Consider the following 15,480-nt stretch of genomic DNA (forward strand, 5'->3'; position numbering starts at 1 on the left):
TTAAGAAAAAGGGGCGGGGCTCCGGTTGAGAACCTGAAAAGGTTTTCCCGGAGCCCCGCCTCTTTTTTATGCCCAAAAACCGGCGGACCGTGAGAACGGCCCGCCGCCCTCACTCCGGTCGGCGCAGCAAATACGTGTCCATGATCCACCCGTGCTGCTCCCGAGCCGCGGCCCGCGTCTCCCGGATCTTCGCCGCCAGCGCCTCGTCCAACGGCCCGGACAGCAAAATCTCGTCCGGAGTCCCGACGTACGCACCCCAGTAGATCCACAGCCCCTGGTCCGCGTATTGATCGAACGTCGTGTGCGCGTCGAGCAGCACGAAGACGTCGTCGGCGTCACTCGGCCAGCCCTCGGCCAGCCGGCGACCGGTCGTGAGCTGCACGGCACGGCCGATCTGGTTCATCGTCGTGCAATGCCGGGCCACCAGTGCGGAGATGCTGCTGATCCCCGGCACGACCTCGTAGTCGAACGCCACGTTCCCGCGCGCCAGCACGGCCTCGATCAACGCGATGGTGCTGTCGTACAGCGCCGGGTCGCCCCAGACGAGGAACGCGCCGGTCTCGCCGTCGGCCAGTTCGTCGCGGATCAGCCGCTCGTAGACGTCGGTGCGGAGCTGGTGCCAGTCAGCGACCGCGGTGCGGTAGTCGGCAGGCTTCCGGTCGCGATCGGGGTCCTTCGCGCTCACCACGCGATACCCCGGGCGGCTCACGAACCGCTCCAGTATCTCCTGGCGCAGCTGCACCAGGTCGGCCTTCGCGCTGCCCTTGTCGAGCACGAAGAAGACGTCGACGCGATTGAGCCGGTCGACCGCCTGCACCGTGAGGTGTTCCGGGTCGCCGGCGCCGATCCCGATCGCGTAGATCTTCCGCATCCTTGCAGTCTCTCCCGGCGGGTAACCGGGTTCACGACAGGGTCCCCTGGCATGCCGCTACCCCCTAGGGGTATAAAGGAGGAGCAAGCGGAGAGACGATAGGGAGTGTGGCGATGACCGAAACGACTTACACCGTCGAGGGCATGACGTGCGGGCACTGCGTCGGATCGGTGAAAGAGGAGGTAGGCGGCCTGGCCGGCGTGCAGACGGTCGACGTCGACCTCGCCACCGGCGCCGTGAAGGTCACCAGCGTGGAGCCGATCTCGCGCGAGGCCGTCGAGGCCGCCGTCGCTGAGGCCGGCTACCAGGTCGTCGCGTAAAAAGGAGTGACATGAGCACCACGACACCAGCCCCCGTGCAGTCGGTCGAACTCGCCATCGGCGGGATGACCTGCGCGTCGTGCGCTGCTCGGGTCGAACGGAAGCTCAACAAGGTCGACGGCGTCACCGCGAGCGTCAACTACGCGACCGAGAAGGCGCACGTCGAATACCCCTCCACCGTTTCGGTCGACGACCTGGTGGGCGTCGTCGAAGCGACCGGGTACACCGCGCAAGCGCCGCAACCGGAGAAGCCGGAAGAACCCGAACAGGACGAAACGCGGCCGCTGCGCGACCGGCTGCTGTACTCGGCGATCCTCACCGTGCCGGTGATCGTGCTGGCGATGGTCCCCGCGCTGCAGTTCACGAACTGGCAGTGGCTGTCGCTCACGCTCGCCGCGCCGGTCGTGGTCTGGGGTGCCTGGCCGTTCCACCGCGCTGCCTGGACCAACCTCCGGCACGGCGCGGCGACGATGGACACGCTGATCTCGCTCGGCGTCTCGGCCGCCACGCTGTGGTCGCTGTACGCGCTGTTCTTCGGCATGGCGGGCATGCCGGGCTTGCGGCACGGCTTCGAGTTCAGCGTGTCCGGGGGCTCGGGAACCGACAACATCTACCTCGAGGTCGCGGCGGGCGTCACCACGTTCATCCTCGCCGGACGCTACTTCGAGGCAAGGTCCAAGCGGCGCTCCGGTGCCGCGCTGCGGACCCTGCTCGAACTCGGCGCGAAGGACGTGACGGTCCTGCGCGACGGTCGCGAGCAGCGGATCCCGGTCGACCAGCTCCGGGTCGGGGACACGTTCGTGGTGCGGCCCGGCGAGAAGATCGCTACTGACGGTGTGGTTACCGACGGTAGCTCGGCTGTCGACGTCAGCATGATTACCGGGGAATCCGTACCGGTCGAGGTCGCAGTGGGTGACGGCGTGACGGGCGCGACGGTGAACGTCGGCGGCCGGATCGCAGTGCGCGCGACGCGGGTCGGCGCGGACACGCAGCTCGCGCAGATGGCCCGGCTCGTCGAGGAAGCACAGAACGGCAAGGCCGCGGTCCAGCGACTGGCCGACCGCGTCTCGGCGGTATTCGTGCCGATCGTGCTGGTGCTGGCTGTGGGCACGCTGGTCACCTGGCTGCTGACCAGCGGAAACGTGACGGAGGCGTTCACTGCCGCGGTAGCGGTGCTGATCATCGCCTGCCCGTGCGCCCTAGGCCTCGCGACCCCGACCGCCCTGCTGGTCGGCACCGGCCGTGGTGCCCAGCTCGGGATCCTCATCAAGGGCCCGGAGGTGCTCGAATCCACTCGCCGGGTCGACACCGTGGTGCTCGACAAGACCGGAACCGTCACGACCGGGCGAATGAGCCTGGTGGACATCCAAGTCGGCGAGGGTGTCACGGAACGTGAACTGCTGCGCTACGCAGGGGCAGTCGAGCACGCCTCGGAACACCCGATCGCGAAAGCAATCGCAGACGGCGCCCGCGAACGAGTCGGCGACCTCCCGTCGGCGACCGAGTTCCGCAACACCGAGGGCCTAGGCGTCTCCGGCCTCGTGGACGGCACACCCGTCCTCGCCGGCCGCGCAGCCTTCCTGGCCGACTGGAGCGTGAAGGTCGACGACCAGCTGTCCTCGGCGAAGACCGCAGCAGAAGAACGAGGCGCGACGGCAGTTTTCGTCGCATGGGACGGCGAGGCACGCGGCGTGCTGGTGGTCGCGGACACGATCAAGCCGACGTCCGCCCAAGCCGTCGCCGAACTCCGCGCGCTGGGCCTGAAGCCGGTACTGCTGACCGGCGACAACGCCGGTGCCGCGCGAGCGATCGCCGACGCCGCGGGCATCACCGAGGTGGTCGCCGAGGTAATGCCCGAGGAAAAGGTGGCTGTAGTGAAGCGCCTGCAAGCCGAAGGCCGAGTGGTGGCCATGGTCGGCGACGGCGTCAACGACGCAGCCGCCCTCGCCCAAGCCGACCTCGGCCTGGCGATGGGCACGGGAACGGACGCAGCAATCGAAGCCGGCGACCTGACGTTGGTCCGAGGAGACCTGCGCGCAGCAGTAGACGCGATCCGCCTGGCCCGGCGCACGCTGGGCACGATCAAGGGAAACCTGTTCTGGGCGTTCGCCTACAACGTCGCCGCACTGCCGCTGGCAGCGTTCGGCCTGCTCAACCCCATGATCGCAGGCGCGGCGATGGCCTTCTCGTCCGTGTTCGTGGTCTCGAACAGCCTGCGCTTGCGGCGGTTCCGGGCTGCGTGATGTGCCTGGACCAGTGAGTGGCTTGGCCGGGCCGTGGTGGTGACTGTTTCGGTCAGCATGGTTTGCCTGCGGACGGGCCAGCGACTGCGATGGTCCCGGTCGGCTTGACCTGGCCGGGACCATCGCAGCGGCCGCGGCGGTCTCAGTCGGCTTTGATGTGCCTTGAGACCGCCAGCGGCCGTGCCGATTAGGGACGGCTTGATGTGGCTGGGACCGGCGAGCGGCCGTGCCGGTTCGGGGCACCGCGGTGCGCCTCGGACCAGCCAGCAGTTGTGACCGTTCGGCTTGGCCTGCTGTGCCCGGGATCGGTGAGCAGTCGTGACTGTTCGGATTGGCGTCCTGCGCCCGGGATAGGCGAGCAGCCGCGACTGTTCGGATCGGCGTGGCGCGCCTGGGACCGGCGAGCGGTTGTGCCGGGTCGGCGTGGTGTGCCTGGGATTGGCGAGCGGTTGTGCCGGGTCGGCGTGGTGTGCCCGGGACCGGTGAGCGGTTGTGCCGGTTTCGGTCGGCGTGGTTGCGCCAGGAAACAGCCGGCGGCGGTTCCGGGCGGCGTGGTGCAGAGCGGGACCGGCCAGTTGCTGCGACGGTTCCGGTCCGACTTGGCTTAACGGCGACGGGCCAGCGGCGGGAGTTTTCGCTGCTGGCCCGTTTTGCCGTCTGCGCTCGCTGCTCGCTTGCGTGGCTGTCCGCACCGATCGGCCCGGTCGTGGCAGCAGCCTTGCTGGCTCGCCCTGCGCCACCAGCCGGGAACTACCTCAGAAACACCTCAGCCAGCCGGTAACCGCGGCGAGGGTCCGTTCGCGCCGACCCCAGCCTATGCTTCTGAGCACCCGAACTTGTTCTCTACCTGCGGCTGCGAAGCGCTTCGCCGACTGGGAAGAAACACCGAGCGGGGGCCGCGTACTGGGGAAGCTACTTCAGGAACGCACCAACCGGGCGATCGCGTCCGAGGCCTCGCGCACCTTCAAGTCCGCTTCCTCCCCGCCCGCAGCCGCCGCTTGGACGACGCAAGTCGCCAGGTGCTCGTCGAGCAGCTCCAGCGAGAAGGACTGCAGCGCCTTCGTCGCCGCGGACACCTGCGTCAGGATGTCGATGCAGTACTTGTCCTCCTCGACCATGCGCTGCAGGCCGCGGATCTGCCCTTCGATCCGGCGAAGGCGCTTGAGGTAGGCCTCTCGTTCACTGCCGTAGCCGGTCATCGCACATCGTCCCTTTTTCTCGGCATCCCCGTTGGTTCACCGTCAAGTATACCCACCCGGCGTATCCGGGGCGGGCGTTCAGCCAGTGGTGGCGCCCTCAACGACTTCGCTCAGCGCAGAGGTCCGGCATCGGTCTGGCGCGGGTTGACGGCATCCTCGGTCCATCATCGCGGGCCACCCGGACGCCGAGACTATTCCGGCCGCTGTCGAGAGGTCGGAGTTTCGCGGTGGTTGCCCGCCGCGCCAGCCGTGCCTGCCGCGCGCGGGGCGTTCGGTCAATCGGGACGGCATCGGCGACGTCGGTGAGCGCACCGGTCCGGCCGTCAGACCAGCTCGACGTCGGCGTTCGCGGGGGTTGACCGCAGAGCTGCTGTGCCGCTCGAGCCTGGTGCTTAGCCCGTCGGGGCGGCCTCGGCGACTTCGGTGAGTGCGGAGGTACGTCGCTGATTCGGCACGGGGGTGCCGTCCGGGGCGAGGTCGGCGTTCGCGGTCGCCAGTAGTTCGCGGGCTCCGCGCAGGGCGGCTTTCACCCGTTGCTGGACAGCGGCGAGTTCGGCGACCCGCTGTTCGGCGTCGGCGACGATGCGGGTCGCGTGGTCGGTGGCTTGGCGGACGTGCGAGTCGGCTTCGGCTCGGGCGGCGGCGGTGCGGTCGGCGATTTCGCGGAGTGCGTCGGTGCGGCGGTCGGCCAAGGTGCGCGTGAGGTGTTCTTCGAGCCGTTTGCGTTCCTTCGCCGCCGCTTCGTCTGCGGCTTGGCGTTCTTCGACTGCGCGGCGCAGGAGATCTTCGTGTTCTCGCCGCTGTTGCTCGCGATCCGCGGCGACAGCTTCGACGAGCGCGCGTTCCTTTTCGGTGAGACGGACGGCTTCTGCCTTGGCGTCAGCGATGATCCGCGCGGCGGTGTCCTCGGCGCGGGCGGTGATCTCTGCGGCTTCCTCGCGCGTCAACTCGACCATCCGGCGCGAGCGTTCCTGCAATGCGTCCGGCTCGATGGGGGTGCGGCTGATCCGGTCGACCGTCGCGCGCAGTTCGCGATTGCGCTCGGCGAGTTCGGCCGCCTGGTGTGCCGCGGCGTCGCGTTCCGCGGCGAGGCGCCGGAATTCCGCCTCGACCCACGTGACGAATTCTTCGACCTGGCCGCGCTGATAGCCGCGCCAAGCCGAGTCGAAGGACGGCCGGACGGCCATCAGGTCCTCGCCACCGCCGGGGGCCATGCTCTCACCTCCCATTTGGATGGTTTCTCCTCGGCGCTCGTTTTTCTTGCCGCACCGGGGTTTCCGCACTGCCTCCAGTGTGCCTGAAGTCCGGCGATCCGTGGGAGCCTGGGGCGGGTCAATCTTCGAGCGGGTCTTCGGTGCCCGTCGCAGTGCTTCGCACGCCGGGCAATTCGGCCAGTTCCGCGGTGAGGTCGGCGAGATCGCCGCGCCCCTGCAACAGCAATGTGACGACCGCGATCCGTTGCCCCTCTTCGGAAACTGTCTCGCGATCGACCGCCACCCGGTGGACTGCCCAGCCTCGATCGGTGCAAGCCGCGAGTACGGCCCGCAGCACGCCGTGCCCGTCGTTATAGCTCAACCGAAGGATCGGCGGCTGCCGCCGATGGCGCGCGACGAACCGGGAAAGCGGCGGGAATCCGCGAGTGATCACGACGAGCCCGGCGGTGGTCGCGACAGCAAGCACCGGCAGTCCGGCACCGCACGCGACCCCGACGGCCGCCGCGAGCCAGACGGTCGCCGCGGTCGTGAGGCCGCGCACCGCGTCGCGGCGCACGAAGATCAGCCCGCCGCCGACGAACCCGATGCCGGACACGATCTGCGCGGCGATCCGCGACGGGTCGAGCGCCACGTGCTCGATGCCGAGCAAATCGGCGAAACCGTATTTCGACACCAGCATGAAAACCGCCGACCCGACGCCGACCAGCGTGTGCGTGCGCAGGCCGGCCTGCTTGTTGCCGACCTCGCGCTCGATGCCGATCACCGTGCTCAGCAGCAGGGCGAGCAGCACCGGCGGCAGCAGTTCCCACTGTTCGCCGGTGGACCAGAGAGCATGCACGGACGTACCTCCTCGCCCGTCACAATGCCCGGCCCCCGGAGAGCCCGCGCGCCCGGCCCGGCCGGCACGCCTAAGCTCGGGCAATGGCCCGCTACTTCGACGTGCACCCGCAGAACCCGCAGCGCCGCGCGCTCTCCCAGGTGGTCGACCTGCTGCGCGACGACGGGCTCATCGCCTACCCGACCGACTCGTGCTTCGCGCTCGGCTGCCGCATCGGCAACCAGCAGGGGATGGAGCGGATCCGCACCATCCGCAAGCTCGACCACCGGCACCACTTCACGCTCGTGTGCCAGGACTTCGCCCAGCTCGGCCAGTTCGTCCACATCGACAACGCGGTGTTCCGGGCGATCAAGGCCAGCACCCCCGGCGCGTACACGTTCATCCTCCCGGCGACGAAGGAAGTCCCGCGGCGGCTGCTGCACGCCAAGAAGAAGACCGTCGGCGTGCGGATCCCCGACCACGTGGTGACCCAGGAACTGCTCGGCGAACTGGGCGAGCCGATCCTGTCGAGCACGCTGCTGCTGCCCGATTCCGGCGAGCCCCTCACCCAGGGCTGGGAGATCAAGGAAGAACTCGACCACGTACTGGACGCCGTCATCGACTCCGGCGACTGCGGCGTGGAACCCACCACGGTGATCGACTTCTCCTCCGGAGAGGCGGAGGTCGTGCGGCACGGGGCAGGTGACCCGTCCCGGTTCGAGTGAACGGGGTCGTCATCGGTTTTGTCTCCTCCTGACGGGGTTGTGTTCGATCCTGCTGCGGGCGGCGGCTCCGGCCCGCTCGGAGCGACGGTTGTTGACGCGGTTTTGCTCGACTTGACGGTTGCTCCTGACAGCTTCTTGACTCGACGGCTCTTGTCTGGGCGGCTACTGACACGGGCTGAATGAACCGACGCCTGTGGTGACGGCAGCTTGGAGCGACTGCCCCCGCACGTGCAGCGACCGTTCCGCACGCGGAGCGCGCCGCTCAGCTCGGGATGCTCGCGGCGAGGCTGCCAGCGCAGGTCCGCGTGTCGGGCGATCGCCGCTCCGGCCTGCTGCGGACACGAGCGCACACGCCAGCGCATGCCGCTCGAAGGGCTGGCCACTCCAAGTCGGTCCGCGCACGCCACGCGAAGTGCCGACCACATCGGGTCGGTCGGCGCACGCTATGCGAACTGCCGACCACGCCAGGTCGGTCGGCGCACGCCACGCGAAGTGCCGACCACATCGGGTCGGTCGGCGCACGCTATGCGAACTGCCGACCACGCCAGGTCGGTCGGCGCACGCCACGCGACGTGCCGACTGCGCCAGGTCGGCGGACGACCGTGCAGGTCGCTAGCGGGCCTCCACCTCATGCAGGCTGCGAAAGGTTCTCGGCGCCCGAGGCACCGAGCACCCTCGGCGGCGACCTTCGCAATCAGCTCGCGCACCCAGCGTTCACGCATAGCCGGTAGCTGCTCCAGCGTCTCCGTTGACCCTGGTCCTGGCTCTCTGGACTTCTCTCGCACGCAGGAGCATGCCGTTGGCGCGGGCCGCAGCGATCCTCGCTGTCATCGGCGGCAGCTGCTGCGGTCTCGTTCAGGCACGAGCCGCGGTAGGTGCGGGCTGGCACGGTGGCGCGGTTCGACCTGGTCGGGAGAAGCAGCGGCGGATCGCATCCGGTGGGGTGCCGAAGCGGGCTGGCAAGGTACCGGCACCGAGGGTCCGCGCTCTCAGGTGTGTTCGATCAATGCTCCTTTCATGCGTCGCAGGTGGGCAGCTTCAATGCGCGGGGCGGGCGAACCCGAGCACCGTCGAAGAGATCACACAGTTGCCTCCGCAGGGGTGTTGAGCAGGCGAGACAGGGCGTCTGCGAGCGGGACCTCCGACGAGGAATGCCAGCCGACGATGGCGTCCGGCCGGAGCAGCAGCGCGCCGTCTGAAGGCAGTTCCGTCTCGGACAGCCACGCCTCGTCCGCGACCGGGACGAGGCGGAGGCCTAGCCGGTTCGCTTCGGCCGTCCACCGAGCACTGTCCGGGCCGCAGAGCAAGGTGAGGCCAGGAATCGCCAAGTCCACTGTGGACGTCGTGGCGTCGAGCCAGGCGTGCGGCACCCGGGTGCCTGGGCGACCGGCCGGGGCGTAGCGGTCTTCCGGTGCGGGACCGCGTCCGTCCGGGACGAAGGCACCCTGTTCGTATTGCACGCCGAACAGCGCAGCGAGCGGGTCGATGCGCGGCGCGTCCTCGCTGGTGATCGTGGCGAGCATGGTGCCGAGATGGCCGCTGGCCATGCTGGAGAACTCCGCCGTCGCGTACCCGATCGGGTACCGCTCGACGTGATAGGTGTCGAGCAGGGCAGGCGTCGCCGTGCCGGCCAGCACCGCGGCGAGCTTCCAGGCCAGGTTGGCTACGTCTGCAATCGCGGTATTCGCACCTGCGGCGGCCATCGGCGGCATGGCGTGCGCAGCGTCGCCGGCCAGGAAGACCCGCCCGGAGGAGAAGCGGTCGGCCACGTACATCCCGGATTCCCAATGCATCCGGCTGAGCACTTCCATCTCGAGGTTCGGCACGCCGACGACGGTGCGCAGCAACTCCCGCCAGCCGTCCTCGCCCAGAGAATCCGACCCGGGGAAGTCGGAGGTGGAGAAGAGCCACCGGTCGGTGCCGTTGACCGACACGAACGCGCCGGAGGCGGCCGGGTTTTCGATCCGGCACAGGTTGAATGGTTTGTCCCGGACGAGTTCGGCGAGGTCGGCGCGGAAACAGACGTCCAGGTTGTCCGCCAGGTGCCCGTGCCCACTGCGCGTAATCCCGAGCGCGGTGCGGATCGGACTGCGCGCGCCGTCCGCCGCGATCAGATATTCGGCGCTGACCTGGTACGGCTCGCCGTCAGCCGGGCGCAGGTGGGCCGTGACCCCAGTGTCGTCCTGTTCGAACGACACCAGTTCGGTGCCGAAGCGAACCGACACGCCTCGCTCGACCGCGGCCTGCCTCAGCACCGGTTCCAGCACGTCTTGCGGACACAACACGCTCGGCGCGGGGCTGAGGTCGGGCATTTTCGAGTGCTGGACGAGCCGTTCGCGCAAGGTTTCGCTGGCCTCCGGCCAGGTCGCGTCGGCCAGCGTGGTGCCGGAGAGCATTCCGGTGAACGACGCGAGCGGTGCGCTCGCTTGCTCGACCTGGTCCATGAGGCCGAGCCAGCGGAACACCTCGGTGCTGCGCGGGTTGAACCGGCGTGCTTTCGGCTGCGGGGACGTGCCAGCGTGCTTCTCGACCAGCACCGGCGCTACTCCCTCGCGGTGCAGCAGCAGCGCCGCGGTGAGTCCGGCGATCCCTCCGCCGCAGATCAGAACAGGAATTCGTGCAGTCATCTCATAACCCCCAGGGTCGTGTACGTCGTACATCTTGTGTACGTTGTACATGACGATGTACTGTGTACGCAAGCGGGCTGGAGACAGGGAGATGAATGGGAGATCAAGGGCCGACACCGCCGATTTGGCTGTTGCCTGAGCCGCCGGAACGCGGATGGGGTCTCGGACGAGTCGACATCGTCAACGCGGCCGTGCGCCTGGCCGATCACGGCGGCGCGGAGGCGCTCACGATGCGGGCAGTGGCGAAGGAGCTGGGCGCGTCCACGCCGATGTCGCTGTACCGCTACGTGCACAGCAAAGACGGTCTGGTGGACCTGATGCTGGACCTGGCTAACGCCGAGGTGCGCACCCCGGAAGTCCCGGGCGAGGACTGGCGGGGCGAGCTGACGGCCGTCGCGGTCGACACGTGGGCGATGACGAAGCGGCATCCGTGGTACGCGCGGCTCGTGCACCAGCGACCTCCGGCGGGGCCGAATGCGAGCCGGCGGACTGAGTTCGTGCTGGCGACGTTCGACCGGCTGGGCCAGGACCTCGCGTCGGCGCTCGGGTACGCGCGGCTGCTCGACGGCTACGTCACCGGTCAGGCGCTGCAGTGGGCGGAAGAGCGGGCGATGTGGCAGCGCAACGCGTTCGTCGACGTGGTGGACGTGCAGCGGCAGGCGCGGGCTTGGTTCGGCGACGTCCCGTCGGAGGACGGGCCGTATCCGTTGCTCGTGCGGGTGCTGGAGAGCTTCCTGGCCGAGCGGCACGACGCGGCGGGTGAGACCGGTGCGGACAGTGCTGTTGGTGCGGACGGTGCTGGATCGGACGCGGAGCCGGACGCATCGAGCCGGGCGGTTGGTGTCGGTAGTCCGGGTGCCCGGGCGGGTGTGGACGAGGCCGGGGCTGGCCGGGGTGCCGAGGTGGACCGCGAGGTTGCCGGGGCCGGTCGGGCGGTCGAGTCGGGCCGCCGGGGCTCGGGCCAGCAGGGCGTGGGCCAGGACGACACGGGTCGGCAGGACACGGAGCGGCAGGGCTCAGGTCGGCGAGGCTCAGGTCCGTCGGACTCAGGTCGGCCGGGCTCGGGTCAGGCGGGCTTGGGTCAGGCGGCGGAGGCGCATGCTTCCGCTGACGCGCGGAAGGTCGCCGCGGCGGCGGCCGAGGACGCGCAGTTCGAGCTTGGCCTCGAATGTCTGCTGGACGGCATTGCCGCGCGGCTCCGCTGATCGTCGAGAGCCCGGAGTTGGTGAGCCGGGTCGCTGTCGGGGCCGCTCACGCGCTGAGCGTGCGGCTCACGGCTGCAGATCCAGCCGGGGAGAGTCGGCTGGGCGAGCCTTGGCGAAACGAAACGAAACGAAACGGAGCGGAGCAGGCGGGAGGACCGGCGAATCCGGAACGGAACAAGTCCTGTCAAGCGGCTGGGGTTGTGCGTTCCAGGAGGAAGACCCGGATTTCGCGGTGGGCGGCGCGTTCGGCGTAGCGGTCGTAGGCGGGCCAGTAAGAGGCGACTGCATCCCACATTTCCTGGCGTTCGGCGTCTTTTAGGAGACGGCCTCGGACGGGGACGGTGCGGCCGTGGACGGAGACTGTCGCGTCGGGGTGGGACAGGAGGTTTGCCGTCCAGGCGGGGTGGTGTTCGCCGCCCCAGTTGGAGCCGATTACTACGTATCCGCTGGGGCGTTCGACGTACAGCAGCGGGACCTGGCGTGGTTCGCCGGAGGTGCGGCCGATCGTGGTGAGCAGGAGGGTGCGCAATCCGACTGCCGCGCCTACGCCTACGCGGCCGCCGCTGATGCGGAGGAGCAGGCGGTCGGCGGGCATCATCGCTTGGCCGAACGCGGCGAATGCCTTGCTGCGGCCCAAACCGGCGAAGATCCTGCGCAATTCCATGGGCGCAGCCTACGGGGAGGTGCGGGGGAGGCCGCCGCCCCGGCGGCTCGAGCGGGCCGTGCGGCGGGTTGCAGTGGTGCGGGATGGGCTGGTGCAGGGCTGGGGTTTGGGTGGTGAAGCGGCGAGTGGTGCTGGGCGGGCTGGTGCGGGGGCTGCGGTTGGGTGGCGAAGTAGGCAAGAGGCGCTGGGCGGGCCGGTGAGGGGTCGAGGCTCGGGTGGTGAATTGGCCAGTGGAGCGGCGGAAGTGTGCCGACAGCCGAGTCGCGGGAGGCAGGCAGTGGGACCAGAGTTAGAACCCGCTCGTGGTCAGTTTCAGCAGGGCGTCGGTCAGCGCGGCCGCGTGTTCCACCAGGTAGAAATGGCCGCCTGGGTAGGTGGTCAGGGTGAAATCTCCGGTGGTGTGGGACGACCAAGCTTGCACGTCGTTTACGGGGGCGTGCGGGTCGGCGTCTCCGGTGTGGGCGTGGATGGGTGCGGCTAGCGGGCCTGGGCTTGGGCGGTACGTCTCGACAGCCGTGTAGTCCGCCCGCAGGGCTGGCAGGAACAGTTCTCGCAGTTCGGGGTCTCGCAAGACCTTCGGGTCGGTGCCTGCCAGGCCTTCGATCTCGGACAGCAAACCGTCGTCGTCTTGGAGGTGGACTTGTTCGTTGACCAGGCGGGACGGGGCTCGGCGGCCGGAGATGACTACTGCTTCCGCTGGGGTGCCTCGCGATTCCAGGCGCAGCCCTACCTCGTACGCGAGCGTCGCGCCCATGCTGTGGCCGAACAGCACTACCGGGAGGTCCAGCCACGCCAGCAGGGCTTGGGTGACGCCGTCCGCCAGCTCTTCGATGGTGCGCAAAGCCGGTTCGGCCATTCGGTCCTGGCGGCCGGGGTATTGCACCGCCAGGACGTCGACAGCGGGAGACAGCGCCTTCGACAGCGGGTGGAAGAACGGGGCCGCGCCGCCTGCGTGCGGGAGGCACACCACGCGGGCGGGGGCGTCGTCGGCGGGGTGGAAGCGGCGTAGCCACGGGTCCGTCATGCGCGCGATTTTACCGGCGACCCCTGTCAGGAAAGGGGCAAGCGGCGGAATTCGATCTTTTCGTACGCGCTGGTGACGCCCGTTTCGAACAGGACTCCGACGGTGAAACGGTCTGGTTGGACCAGGTCGGAGTAGCCGGCGGGGGCGTCGGCGAGAACGGTGGACGGGTGCCAGGTTTTGCCGCGGTCTGAGCTGGTCCTCAGTTGCATCGTGCGGCGGGACGCTGGATCGGACGGGCCGGAATAGAGGAGTACGCGGCGGTTCGTTGTTTGCAGGACGCTGCCTTCTACCTTCGGGCCGGACAGGGTTGGCTGCACTTGGTAGGGGCGGGTCAGAGTGGTGCCGCCGTCGGTGCTGTAGGCGTCCAGGCGGTGTTCCGGGGCCGAGCCTTGGTTGCGGCTCGAGAAATACACCGTGCCGTCGGGGAGTTCGGTGGCGGTGGTTTCGTTGGGGGCGAGGACGCCGTCAGTCGGGTCGTCGGTGAAGCCGATGTGCCAGGTGCGGCCGTTGTCGTCGCTGTAGAGATCGTGGCCGCCGTAGTACTTGGCTTCGGTTCCCACGTCCGCCGAACCTGCGGGCGGGGCGCTGGAGTGGTCGGCGGGGACCACGATTCGCCCGGCGTGGCGGCCGTGTTTGAGGACGGTGGCGTGGCCGGGGGCGGTGGCGTACCAGCGCCAGGACGGGAGTTTCGTCGTGGCGGTGATGTCGCGGGCTGGGGTCCAGGTGCGGCCGTTGTCGGGGCTGCGTTGGACGAAAACCCGGCGGGTGTCTTGTGCGGACACGGTGCCGGACATGATGGCTTTCTCGCTGACGGGTCCGTTGTGGACAGTCAGGAGCACCAGGTCTCCGTTGCGGGCTACCGCGGGGGTCGGGTTTCCGGCGGTGGCCTCGCCGTTGCTGTCGACTATCCGCAGGTCGCCCCAGGTGCAGCCGCCGTCGCGGGAGGTTTTGGCTACGGTTTGGATCGCGCCGGAGTCGCCGGGGGAGTCGCGGCGGCCTTCGGCGAAGGCGATCAGCGAGCCGTTCGCTGCGCGGACCACCGCGGGGATGCGAAAGGTGTGGTAGCCCTCGGCACCTGAGACGAACGGGGTCGACGACGTGCAGCTGCCGCTCGCGTGGGCGGGCGGGGTCGGGGTGAGGCTTAAGAGGGTTGCGGCGAGCGCAAGCGTGACTGTTCTCGGGAGCACCGGGGGACCGCCTCTCGCTCCGGACATGGGATGTCCGACGTCCTATGTCCGGAGAACTTAGAGAGGTGGTCGCGCGGCGTCAAGACTCCGGGTCGGTGGTGGTGCGGGTGGGTTCCGGTCGAGGTGGTTGCGTGGTGTCGAGGCTCCGGGTCGGCGGCGCGGGTGGGTTCCGGCTGAGGTGGTCGTGCGGTGTCGAGGCTCTGGATCGTTGGTGGTGGCGCGGATGGTGCCGGTGAAGGTGGTCGTGCGGTGTCGAGACTCCGGGTCGGCGGCGCGGGTGGGTGCCGGCTGAGGTGGTTGCGTGGTGTCAAAGCTCCGGATCGGTGGCGGTCGTGCGGATGGATCCGGCCGAGGCGGTTGCGGTGATCCGCAGCGGGGCGGTGCCGGTCGGGCGTACGCGCATGATTTCCGCAGCCACCGGGGCGGCCAGGTGGGTGCGCAGGGTCCGGCGCAGGCCGCGGGCGCCGTATATCGGGTCGAAGCCTTGATCGGCGAGGAGGTGGACGGCGGAGTCGTCTACTTGGAGGTCGACGCCGCGGCGGCGGAGTCTCGTGCGCAGCAGGTCGGTTTCGAGGCGGGCGACTTGTTCGATGGTGGTGCGGTCCAGTTCGTCGAAGATCACCGTTTCGTCGATGCGGTTCAGGAATTCCGGGTCGAAGAACGACTGGAGGGCTTTGTCGACCACGGTGCGGCGGGTGTGGCCGCGGTCCAGGAGCGAGCGCCAGCGGGAACCGCGGCGGCGGGCGAGTTCCTTTGAGCCCAGGTTCGAGGTGAGGAAGACGAAGCTGTTGCGGAAGGAGATTTTCTCCTGGCCGTTCGCGAGACGGAGGATTCCGTTGTCCAGTACGCCCAGGAGGGCGCGCAGAACAGTAGGGTGGGCTTTCTCCACCTCGTCGAAAAGGACGATTCCTGGGGTGTACGGGTCACCCTCCACAGTGGACCGGTCGAAGACGGTGAAGGCTTCCTTGCTTCCCGCGTATCCGGGCGGGGCGCCGTTGAAGGAGGCTGCGTAATGCTCCTGGGCGAGGGAGTTCATGTCCACTCGGCACAGGTCGTCCGGGCCGGAGCGCAGGGCGGCGGCGACCTGGCGGACCAGTTCGGTTTTGCCTACGCCGGTGGGGCCGAGGAGAAGAACAGTCGCGGGGGGACGGTCGGGTTCCGTCGCGCCCGCGCGGGCCAGGGTGATCGCGCGGACGACGGCGTCGATGGCTGGGTCTTGGCCCAGGACGCGGCTGCGCAGGCGTTGTGCGAGCGCTTCGGGAGTGTCCGGAGTGGACGGAGCGGGGGCGGCGGCCGGAGCGGCTGGCTGCCGGTTCCGGTTCTGGTCGTGGTACCTGTCGGTGATGAACGGCATGGTGTCCTTTCCCTGAACCGAAAAACCGGC

At 69.0% G+C, this 15,480-nt stretch carries 13 protein-coding genes; 4 read left to right on the forward strand and 9 right to left on the reverse strand.

Annotation, left to right across the window (positions count from 1 at the left end; genetic code table 11):
* Positions 1-109: 109 nt before the first annotated feature.
* On the reverse strand, positions 110-871 hold the full coding sequence (cobF, locus tag WA670_RS19510) for a precorrin-6A synthase (deacetylating) (protein ID WP_134734568.1): 762 nt from the start codon (positions 869-871) through the stop codon (positions 110-112).
* Between the two features lie 113 nt (positions 872-984).
* Between cobF and WA670_RS19515 the strand changes: the two genes are divergently transcribed.
* Entirely contained in the window at positions 985-1,191 is a 207-nt protein-coding gene (locus WA670_RS19515) for a heavy-metal-associated domain-containing protein (protein ID WP_043829400.1), read from the forward strand.
* An 11-nt stretch (positions 1,192-1,202) separates the two neighbouring features.
* Positions 1,203-3,434 (forward strand): heavy metal translocating P-type ATPase, encoded by a 2,232-nt coding sequence (locus WA670_RS19520; RefSeq protein ID WP_336158458.1) that lies wholly within the window; start codon positions 1,203-1,205, stop codon positions 3,432-3,434.
* 917 nt (positions 3,435-4,351) lie between these two features.
* Here the strand turns inward: WA670_RS19520 and WA670_RS19525 are convergent.
* The 3 genes from WA670_RS19525 to WA670_RS19535 form a co-directional block, all read right to left on the reverse strand.
* Positions 4,352-4,633 carry a metal-sensitive transcriptional regulator gene (locus WA670_RS19525; protein WP_009081418.1) on the reverse strand — a complete coding sequence of 94 codons (282 nt, stop codon included), beginning with the start codon at positions 4,631-4,633 and terminating at the stop codon, positions 4,352-4,354.
* A gap of 392 nt (positions 4,634-5,025) precedes the next feature.
* Positions 5,026-5,847 (reverse strand): DivIVA domain-containing protein, encoded by an 822-nt coding sequence (locus WA670_RS19530; RefSeq protein ID WP_336158459.1) that lies wholly within the window; start codon positions 5,845-5,847, stop codon positions 5,026-5,028.
* A gap of 118 nt (positions 5,848-5,965) precedes the next feature.
* Complete coding sequence (locus WA670_RS19535; protein WP_134663171.1) at positions 5,966-6,685, reverse strand: MgtC/SapB family protein; 720 nt, start codon at positions 6,683-6,685, stop codon at positions 5,966-5,968.
* A gap of 83 nt (positions 6,686-6,768) precedes the next feature.
* Here WA670_RS19535 and WA670_RS19540 point away from each other — a divergent pair, with 83 nt between their 5' ends.
* The gene (locus tag WA670_RS19540; protein ID WP_037814148.1) at positions 6,769-7,389 is read left to right on the forward strand and encodes an L-threonylcarbamoyladenylate synthase; all 621 of its coding nucleotides are present in this window, start codon (positions 6,769-6,771) and stop codon (positions 7,387-7,389) included.
* Positions 7,390-8,468: 1,079 nt separating this feature from the next.
* Here WA670_RS19540 and WA670_RS19545 read toward each other — a convergent pair.
* Entirely contained in the window at positions 8,469-10,016 is a 1,548-nt protein-coding gene (locus tag WA670_RS19545) for an FAD-dependent monooxygenase (RefSeq protein ID WP_336158460.1), read from the reverse strand.
* Positions 10,017-10,111: 95 nt separating this feature from the next.
* On the opposite strand from WA670_RS19545, the gene WA670_RS19550 reads away from it, so the two are divergent.
* A complete protein-coding gene (locus tag WA670_RS19550; RefSeq protein WP_336158461.1) occupies positions 10,112-11,221 on the forward strand; it encodes a TetR/AcrR family transcriptional regulator in 1,110 nt (369 codons plus the stop codon).
* Between the two features lie 184 nt (positions 11,222-11,405).
* On the opposite strand, the gene WA670_RS19555 is transcribed toward WA670_RS19550, so the two are convergent.
* The 4 genes from WA670_RS19555 to WA670_RS19570 form a co-directional block, all read right to left on the reverse strand.
* On the reverse strand, positions 11,406-11,885 hold the full coding sequence (locus WA670_RS19555; RefSeq protein WP_336158462.1) for a nitroreductase family deazaflavin-dependent oxidoreductase: 480 nt from the start codon (positions 11,883-11,885) through the stop codon (positions 11,406-11,408).
* Between the two features lie 289 nt (positions 11,886-12,174).
* A complete protein-coding gene (locus tag WA670_RS19560) occupies positions 12,175-12,909 on the reverse strand; it encodes a thioesterase II family protein (RefSeq protein WP_336158463.1) in 735 nt (244 codons plus the stop codon).
* A 26-nt stretch (positions 12,910-12,935) separates the two neighbouring features.
* Positions 12,936-13,949 carry a sialidase family protein gene (locus WA670_RS19565; protein WP_336158464.1) on the reverse strand — a complete coding sequence of 338 codons (1,014 nt, stop codon included), beginning with the start codon at positions 13,947-13,949 and terminating at the stop codon, positions 12,936-12,938.
* Positions 13,950-14,403: 454 nt separating this feature from the next.
* On the reverse strand, positions 14,404-15,450 hold the full coding sequence (locus WA670_RS19570) for an AAA family ATPase (RefSeq protein ID WP_336158465.1): 1,047 nt from the start codon (positions 15,448-15,450) through the stop codon (positions 14,404-14,406).
* Between the last annotated feature and the right edge of the window lie 30 nt (positions 15,451-15,480).

It is taken from the genome of Amycolatopsis sp. VC5-11 (assembly GCF_037034185.1).
GTDB classification, from domain to species: Bacteria; Actinomycetota; Actinomycetes; order Mycobacteriales; family Pseudonocardiaceae; genus Amycolatopsis; species Amycolatopsis nivea.